General features: G+C 69.6%; 5 protein-coding genes. 4 read left to right on the forward strand and 1 reads right to left on the reverse strand.

The window, feature by feature from the left end; genetic code table 11:
• Positions 1 to 119: 119 nt before the first annotated feature.
• The 3 genes from RM1_RS23200 to RM1_RS23210 are packed head-to-tail and all read left to right on the forward strand — an operon-like array spanning position 120 to position 3,086.
• Positions 120 to 662, forward strand: coding sequence for a PadR family transcriptional regulator (locus RM1_RS23200; RefSeq protein WP_072754000.1), 543 nt, complete (start codon positions 120 to 122; stop codon positions 660 to 662).
• On the forward strand, positions 659 to 1,297 hold the full coding sequence (locus RM1_RS23205) for a GyrI-like domain-containing protein (RefSeq protein WP_072753994.1): 639 nt from the start codon (positions 659 to 661) through the stop codon (positions 1,295 to 1,297). The genes RM1_RS23200 and RM1_RS23205 overlap by 4 nt, the downstream gene beginning before the upstream one ends.
• A gap of 40 nt (positions 1,298 to 1,337) precedes the next feature.
• On the forward strand, positions 1,338 to 3,086 hold the full coding sequence (locus tag RM1_RS23210; protein ID WP_027502906.1) for a DEAD/DEAH box helicase: 1,749 nt from the start codon (positions 1,338 to 1,340) through the stop codon (positions 3,084 to 3,086).
• On the opposite strand, the gene RM1_RS23215 is transcribed toward RM1_RS23210, so the two are convergent.
• The gene (locus tag RM1_RS23215) at positions 3,080 to 5,944 is read right to left on the reverse strand and encodes an AfsR/SARP family transcriptional regulator (RefSeq protein WP_072754001.1); all 2,865 of its coding nucleotides are present in this window, start codon (positions 5,942 to 5,944) and stop codon (positions 3,080 to 3,082) included. The genes RM1_RS23210 and RM1_RS23215 overlap by 7 nt on opposite strands.
• A gap of 144 nt (positions 5,945 to 6,088) precedes the next feature.
• Here RM1_RS23215 and RM1_RS23220 point away from each other — a divergent pair.
• A partial coding sequence (locus RM1_RS23220; RefSeq protein ID WP_143187342.1) for a putative ATP-grasp target RiPP occupies positions 6,089 to 6,221 on the forward strand: 133 nt, incomplete at its 3' end.

Below are 6,221 nucleotides of genomic sequence, written 5' to 3' on the forward strand. Positions count from 1 at the left end.
CCTGGTCGGGATTCGGGCGAATGGGACGGGCACATTGTGATCAGCGGCACTCGCGGTGCCGCGACCAGGGTGGCCGTTACGGCCCGTTCGGATCTATATCCTAGTGCTAGGATATGGACATGCCCGCAGAGCTGACCGAATCCGAGGTGACCCTTCTCGGCCTGATCGCCGAGCGCCCGCGCCACGGCTTCGATCTCGAGAAGGTGATCGGCGAGCGCGGCATGCGGCAGTGGACCCAGATCGGGTTCTCCTCGATCTACTACCTCCTCGGCAAGCTCGAAAAGCGCGGCCTCATCGAGGAGGTGGCGGCCCCGTCGGGCGGCCCCGGCCGGGCGCGCCGGGTCTACGCGATCACCCCGGAAGGTCGGGCGGCGGCCGCGGAGCGGACCGCGGCGTTCCTCGCCGAGCCGTCCGCGGTCGCCGCGCCGGTGCTGGTCGGGATGGCCAACTGGCCTTTGCTCCCGCCCGCCGAGTCGATCGGCGCACTGCGGCGACGCTCGGACGCGTTGGGCCGCAAGCGGGCCGAGGTGCTCGCCGCCCGCGACGCCCAGCAGCCGCTGCCGGATTTCGTCGACGCCGTCTTCGAGTACTCGCTCGCGATGCTCGAAGCCGAACAGAACTGGGTCGCCAGGACCCTGACAACCCTTGAGAGGAAACGATGACCAAGCTGGACTTCAAGAAGCAGAAGGAGCTCTACGCGCCTGCCACCGATGACTTCGTGCTGGTGGAGGTGCCGGCGATGTGGTTCCTCATGATCGACGGCCACGGTGATCCGAATGTCTCCGAGGACTACCGGCTGGCGGTGGAGGCGCTGTACGCCGCGTCGTACGCGGTGAAGTTCGCGAGCAAGAACGGCCACGAGGCCGACTACGTGGTCGGGCCGCTGGAGGGCCGGTGGTGGGCACCCGATCCCGCGGTCTTCGTCGACCGCAGCAAGTCAGAGTGGAACTGGACGATGCAGATCCGGCAGCCGGACTGGATGACCGCCGAGGAGGTCGCGGTCATCCTGGTGGAGACGGAGTCCAAGAAGAAGCTGCCCACCGTGGGGCAGTTGCGGCACGAACGGCACGAGGAAGGCCTGTCGGCGCAGATCATGCACGTCGGCTCGTACGACGACGAGGCGCCGACCCTCGAGCGTCTGCATTCCGAGTTCATCCCCGGTCGCGGTCTCGAATTCAACGGCAAGCACCACGAGATCTACCTCGGCGACCCCAGGAAGTCCGCGCCCGAGAAGCTGCGGACGGTGCTCCGTCAGCCCGTCCGGCAGGCCTGGGCGACGGGCGCGACAAGGGCGTGAACGTCGGCTCCGGGCGGCGACGTACTAAACTCCTGGTGAGATGAGCGACACCGAGCACAACCCCGAGCCGGAAACCGACACCACCACCTTTGCCGATCTCGGCATCGATGAACGGGTGCTGCGGGCACTCTCGGACGTCGGCTACGAGTCGCCGTCGCCGATCCAGGCCGCGACCATCCCGCCGCTGATGTCCGGGAACGATGTCGTCGGCCTCGCGCAGACCGGCACCGGAAAGACCGCGGCGTTCGCCGTTCCGATCCTGTCCCGCATCGACACCGAGCAGAAGCGGCCGCAGGCCCTGGTGCTGGCGCCGACCCGCGAGCTGGCGCTGCAGGTGGCCGAGGCATTCGGCAAGTACTCGGCGCACATCCCCGGGCTGAGCGTGTTGCCGATCTACGGCGGTCAGGCCTACGGCGTGCAGTTGTCGGGTCTGCGGCGCGGGGCGCAGATCATCGTCGGCACCCCTGGCCGGGTGATCGATCACCTGGAGAAGGGCACCCTCGACCTCTCGCACCTGGACTACCTGGTGCTCGACGAGGCCGACGAGATGCTCAAGATGGGCTTCCAGGACGACGTCGAGCGGATCCTGGCCGACACCCCCGAGTACAAGCAGGTGGCGCTGTTCTCGGCGACCATGCCGCCGGCGATCCGCAAGATCTCCAAGCAGTACCTGCACGATCCTGTCGAGATCACCGTCAAGTCGAAGACGTCGACCGCCTCGAACATCAGCCAGCGGTACGTGCAGGTCGCGCACCAGCGCAAGCTGGATGCGCTCACCCGGGTCCTCGAGGTGGAGACCTTCGAGGCGATGATCATCTTCGTCCGCACCAAGCAGGCCACCGAGGATCTCGCCGAACGTCTGCGGGCGCGCGGGTTCTCGGCCGCCGCCATCAACGGCGACATCGTCCAGGCGCAGCGTGAGCGCACCATCGGTCAGCTCAAGAGCGGTGCGCTCGACATCCTGGTCGCCACCGACGTCGCGGCCCGCGGTCTCGACGTCGAGCGCATCTCGCACGTCGTCAACTACGACATCCCGCACGACACCGAGTCCTACGTCCACCGCATCGGCCGCACCGGCCGCGCAGGCCGCTCCGGCGAGGCGTTGCTGTTCGTGGCGCCGCGGGAACGGCACCTGCTCAAGGCGATCGAGAAGGCCACGCGTCAGCCGCTGACGGAGATGCAGCTGCCGACCGTCGAGGACGTCAACGCGCAGCGTGTCGCCAAGTTCGGCGACTCGATCACCGAGAGCCTGAACTCCGACAACCTGGCGCTGTTCCGGACGCTGATCGAGGACTACGAGCGCGAGCACGACGTGCCGCTCGCCGACATCGCGGCGGCTCTTGCCGTGCTCTCGCGCGACGGGGACACGTTCTTGATGCCGCCCGAGCCGCCCGCACCGCCGCGCCGCGAGCGCGAGCCCCGCGGGGAGCGCCCGCCTCGCAAGTTCGACGAAGGACCCAAGTTCGGGCGCGAGGGTCAGGAGCTCGCCACCTATCGGATCGCGGTCGGCAAGCGGCACAAGGTGGCGCCGGGCGCGATCGTCGGCGCCATCGCCAACGAGGGTGGTCTCCGGCGAAGCGACTTCGGCCACATCAGCATTCGGCCCGATCACAGCCTGGTGGAGCTGCCGGCGGACCTGGCGAACGAGACCCTCGAGGCGCTGCGGCGGACCCGGATCTCCGGCGTGCTCATCCAGCTGACCCCTGACCAGGGCCCGCCGGGGCACCGGCCCTCGCGCGACGGCGGCAAGGGCAAGTTCGACCGCAAGCCCAAGCGGGACCGCTACTGACGCTCGGCCTCGGCCACCAAGGCCGAGGCCCGCGCGCGGGTGAGGGTGCGCCCGCGCGCGATGCCGGCCTCGAGGCGGTCGGCCGGGATCTCCGCCCGGAGCTCGCGGTCGTAGCGGGCGAGGTCGACCGGGTCCATGGCCTGTGGGTCGTATCCCATCAGCGCGCCCTGCCTGGACACGAAGCCGGTCAGCTCGGCCGCGGTGTCGTGGTCCCCGCGCCGGAACAGCGCGTAGGCGAGCGTGGCCAGCGCCACCAGCCAGGAGGTGAGGTCGCCGTTGGACTCGCAGACCCGCACCATCCGGACCAGTTTGCCTTCGGCCTGCCCGCCCCATTTTCCCTGTGCGATATCGGTTTTGGCGTTGATCCACAGCGAGGATCCCTCGCACCACCCGTAGCCGTTCTCGGCGGCGACCCGCACCGCCTCGTCCAGGTACCTGCCTGCGCTCTCGAAATCACCGCCGCGAAAGTCGGCGGTGCCCAGACACATCAACGCCTCCGCGTGGGTGAACGGCTCGTCGGTGCGTAGCGCGCGGGCCAGTGCGTGCCCGGCGTGCTCGCGGGCCTGCTCGACGAGCCCGGACCCGGCCTCGAAGAAGGCGAGGATGAGTGCGGCTTCCGTCCTCGCGACGTCGTCGTCGGTGCGGGTGTGAAGCTCGGCCAGGTAGCCGAAGGCCTCGAGCAGGCCGGCCATGTCTCCCGCCAGATAGCGGATCAGCGTCACCCCTGAGACGGCGCGCACCCGGGTCGGGCTGAGACGCTCGCCTTGGATGGGGCAATCGCGGTGCCGCAGTGCCTGATCGAGGTAGCTCAACGCCTCGGCCACATGACCGCTCCGGTACCAGTACCAGTACACCCCGCCCGCGATCCGGAAGTAGGTCTCGTCGTCGTGCAGGCAGGCCTCCAGTGCCGCGCGCACGTTTGCGATCTCCAGGTCGAGCCGACGCATCCAATCGGTGCTCTGCGGACCGCGCAGCCCGTAGTGGGCGCCGTCGGCCATCTCGCAGACCCAGCGGGTGTGCCGCTCGCGCACCGCGGCGGTGAGTTCGGGCTGCCGGACCAGGGCGGCGTAGCGCCGGAGGGTCTCGAGCATCCGATACCGGCGGGGGTCACCGCCGACGACGATGATCAGCGACTTGTCGACCAGTGAGCCGAGGTCGGTGAGCAGGTCGGGGGAGTCGGTGATCGCCCTTGCGCCGTCCAGGTCGAAGCCGCCGCTGAAGATCGCAAGGGACTGGAACAGCTCTTGTTCCGACGGCGACAGCGAGTGGTACGACCAGTCGACCGCCGCCTGCATCGTGGCGTGCCGTGCGTTGGTCCGTGAGCCCCCACGAAGCACCGCGAACCGGTCGTCGATGTTCGCGATCAGCTGCCGCACGGACAGGGTGCGGCACTGGGCCGCGGCCAACTCGATGGCGAGCGGCATGCCGTCGAGTTCGGTGCAGAGGGTCGAGATCAGCTCGTGCTCGGCGTCATCGGGTTCGAAGCCACGGGACTGGGCGGATGCCCGCTGGACGAACAGTGATACCGCTTCGCCCCCGCGGCCCTCGGACAGCGGCGGCACCTCGTAGACGAATTCGCCTGCGGCCCCGAGCGCCTCACGGCTGGTGGTGAGGATCCGGACGCGGGGACAGGTGGACAGCACGGTGTCGACGAAGTCCGCCACCGGTGTGAGTACCTGCTCGCAGTTGTCGAGCACGAGCAGGAGTTCGCGATCGCGGAACACGGCCGCGAGTGGATCGGATCCGCCCGAGATCGTCACGCCCATCGCGGTCGCGATGGCGTCGGTGACATGGGACTTCTCGCGGGCACCCGCGAGTTCCACGAGCCAGGGCCCGTCGGCGTCCTCGCGCCTGCGCGCGGTCTCGAGCGCCAGCCGGGTCTTCCCCATGCCGCCCGCACCGGTGAGCGTGACGAGGCGGTGCGTGCGGATCAGCGTGGCGAGTTCGGTGAGCTGGGGTGCCCGCCCCACCAGCGGGGAGAGGGTGAGAGGGATGTTGTGCGCGAACGGATCCGGCGCCGCAGGCGGGGCCGGCGGTTGGGCCGCGGCAGGGGCCTTCGGTGCGGGGGTCAGGGCGACGTCGTGGTCGAGGATCGCGGCCTGCAGTGTCAGCAGGCTGGGGCGCGGGTCGGTCCCGAGCTCGTCGGCGAGCGTTTCCCGAGCCCGGCGCAGCGCGTCGAGCGCCTCGCCGGGACGTCCGGCGAGATAGTGCGCGCGGGCCAGTAGTTCCCACGACCGCTCCCGGAGCGGGTGCCGACGGGTGAATGCGTCCAGCCGGGCCGCCGCGGACCCGTACTCGCCCAGCGCGAGTGCGGCCTCCATCCGATCCTCCACCGCGTCGAGTCGGAGCGCGTCGAGCCGGTTCGCCTCGACGGACACGGCTTCGGAGTCGGTGACGTCCGCATACGCGCCGCCGCACCAGTGATCCAGTGCGGCGTCGAGGGTTTCGGCTGCCGACGTGGCGTCGCCCTCGACGAGATGTGTCCTGCCTGCTCGTGCCAGCGTGGTGAACTGCTGCCAGTCCGTGGCATCGAGTTCGAGCGCGTACCCGTTGCCGCGCCGGGTCAGCACCCGCGAACGCGACCCGGGGCGGTGGGGATCGAGCACCCGGCGGATCCGCGCGACATAGCCCTGAAGGGTGACCTTGGCGCTCGGCGGCGGTTCGGCACCCCACAGGTCGTCGATCAGGGCGTCGTCGGAAACCGACTCGCCTGCCGCGATCGCCAGCCGCGACAGCAACGCCCGCGGCACCGGACCGCCGATCGAGACGTCCTCATCGCCGACGAGCACCCGCACCGGGCCGAGAACCTGCAGGTACACGGATGTCGGAGGCGGCGTGGCTGCGGTCGGTTCGAGCATGCCGATCAGCATAGGGGGCGCGTTTGCCAGCGACTTACCAGTGCGTTGCCGGTGCCGTTCAGCGCACTGCCAACCGCTTTCCACCGCTGCCCGGCACTGTCTGTGGTGTCGGACGGACCGACGCTTTCACTGAAGGAGAGACAGATGCGCAACACCACCATCAACGAGATCCCCGCGGCCGGCGCCGAGCTCAACGAGGCGCAGCTCGCGGCCGTCTCCGGCGGTATGCGTGACCGCGGCCGCTCCAGCAAGGTCATCGACGTGGTCGACGGCTGGA

It is taken from the genome of Rhodococcus maanshanensis NBRC 100610, assembly GCF_001894865.1.
GTDB classification, from domain to species: Bacteria; Actinomycetota; Actinomycetes; order Mycobacteriales; family Mycobacteriaceae; genus Rhodococcus_G; species Rhodococcus_G maanshanensis.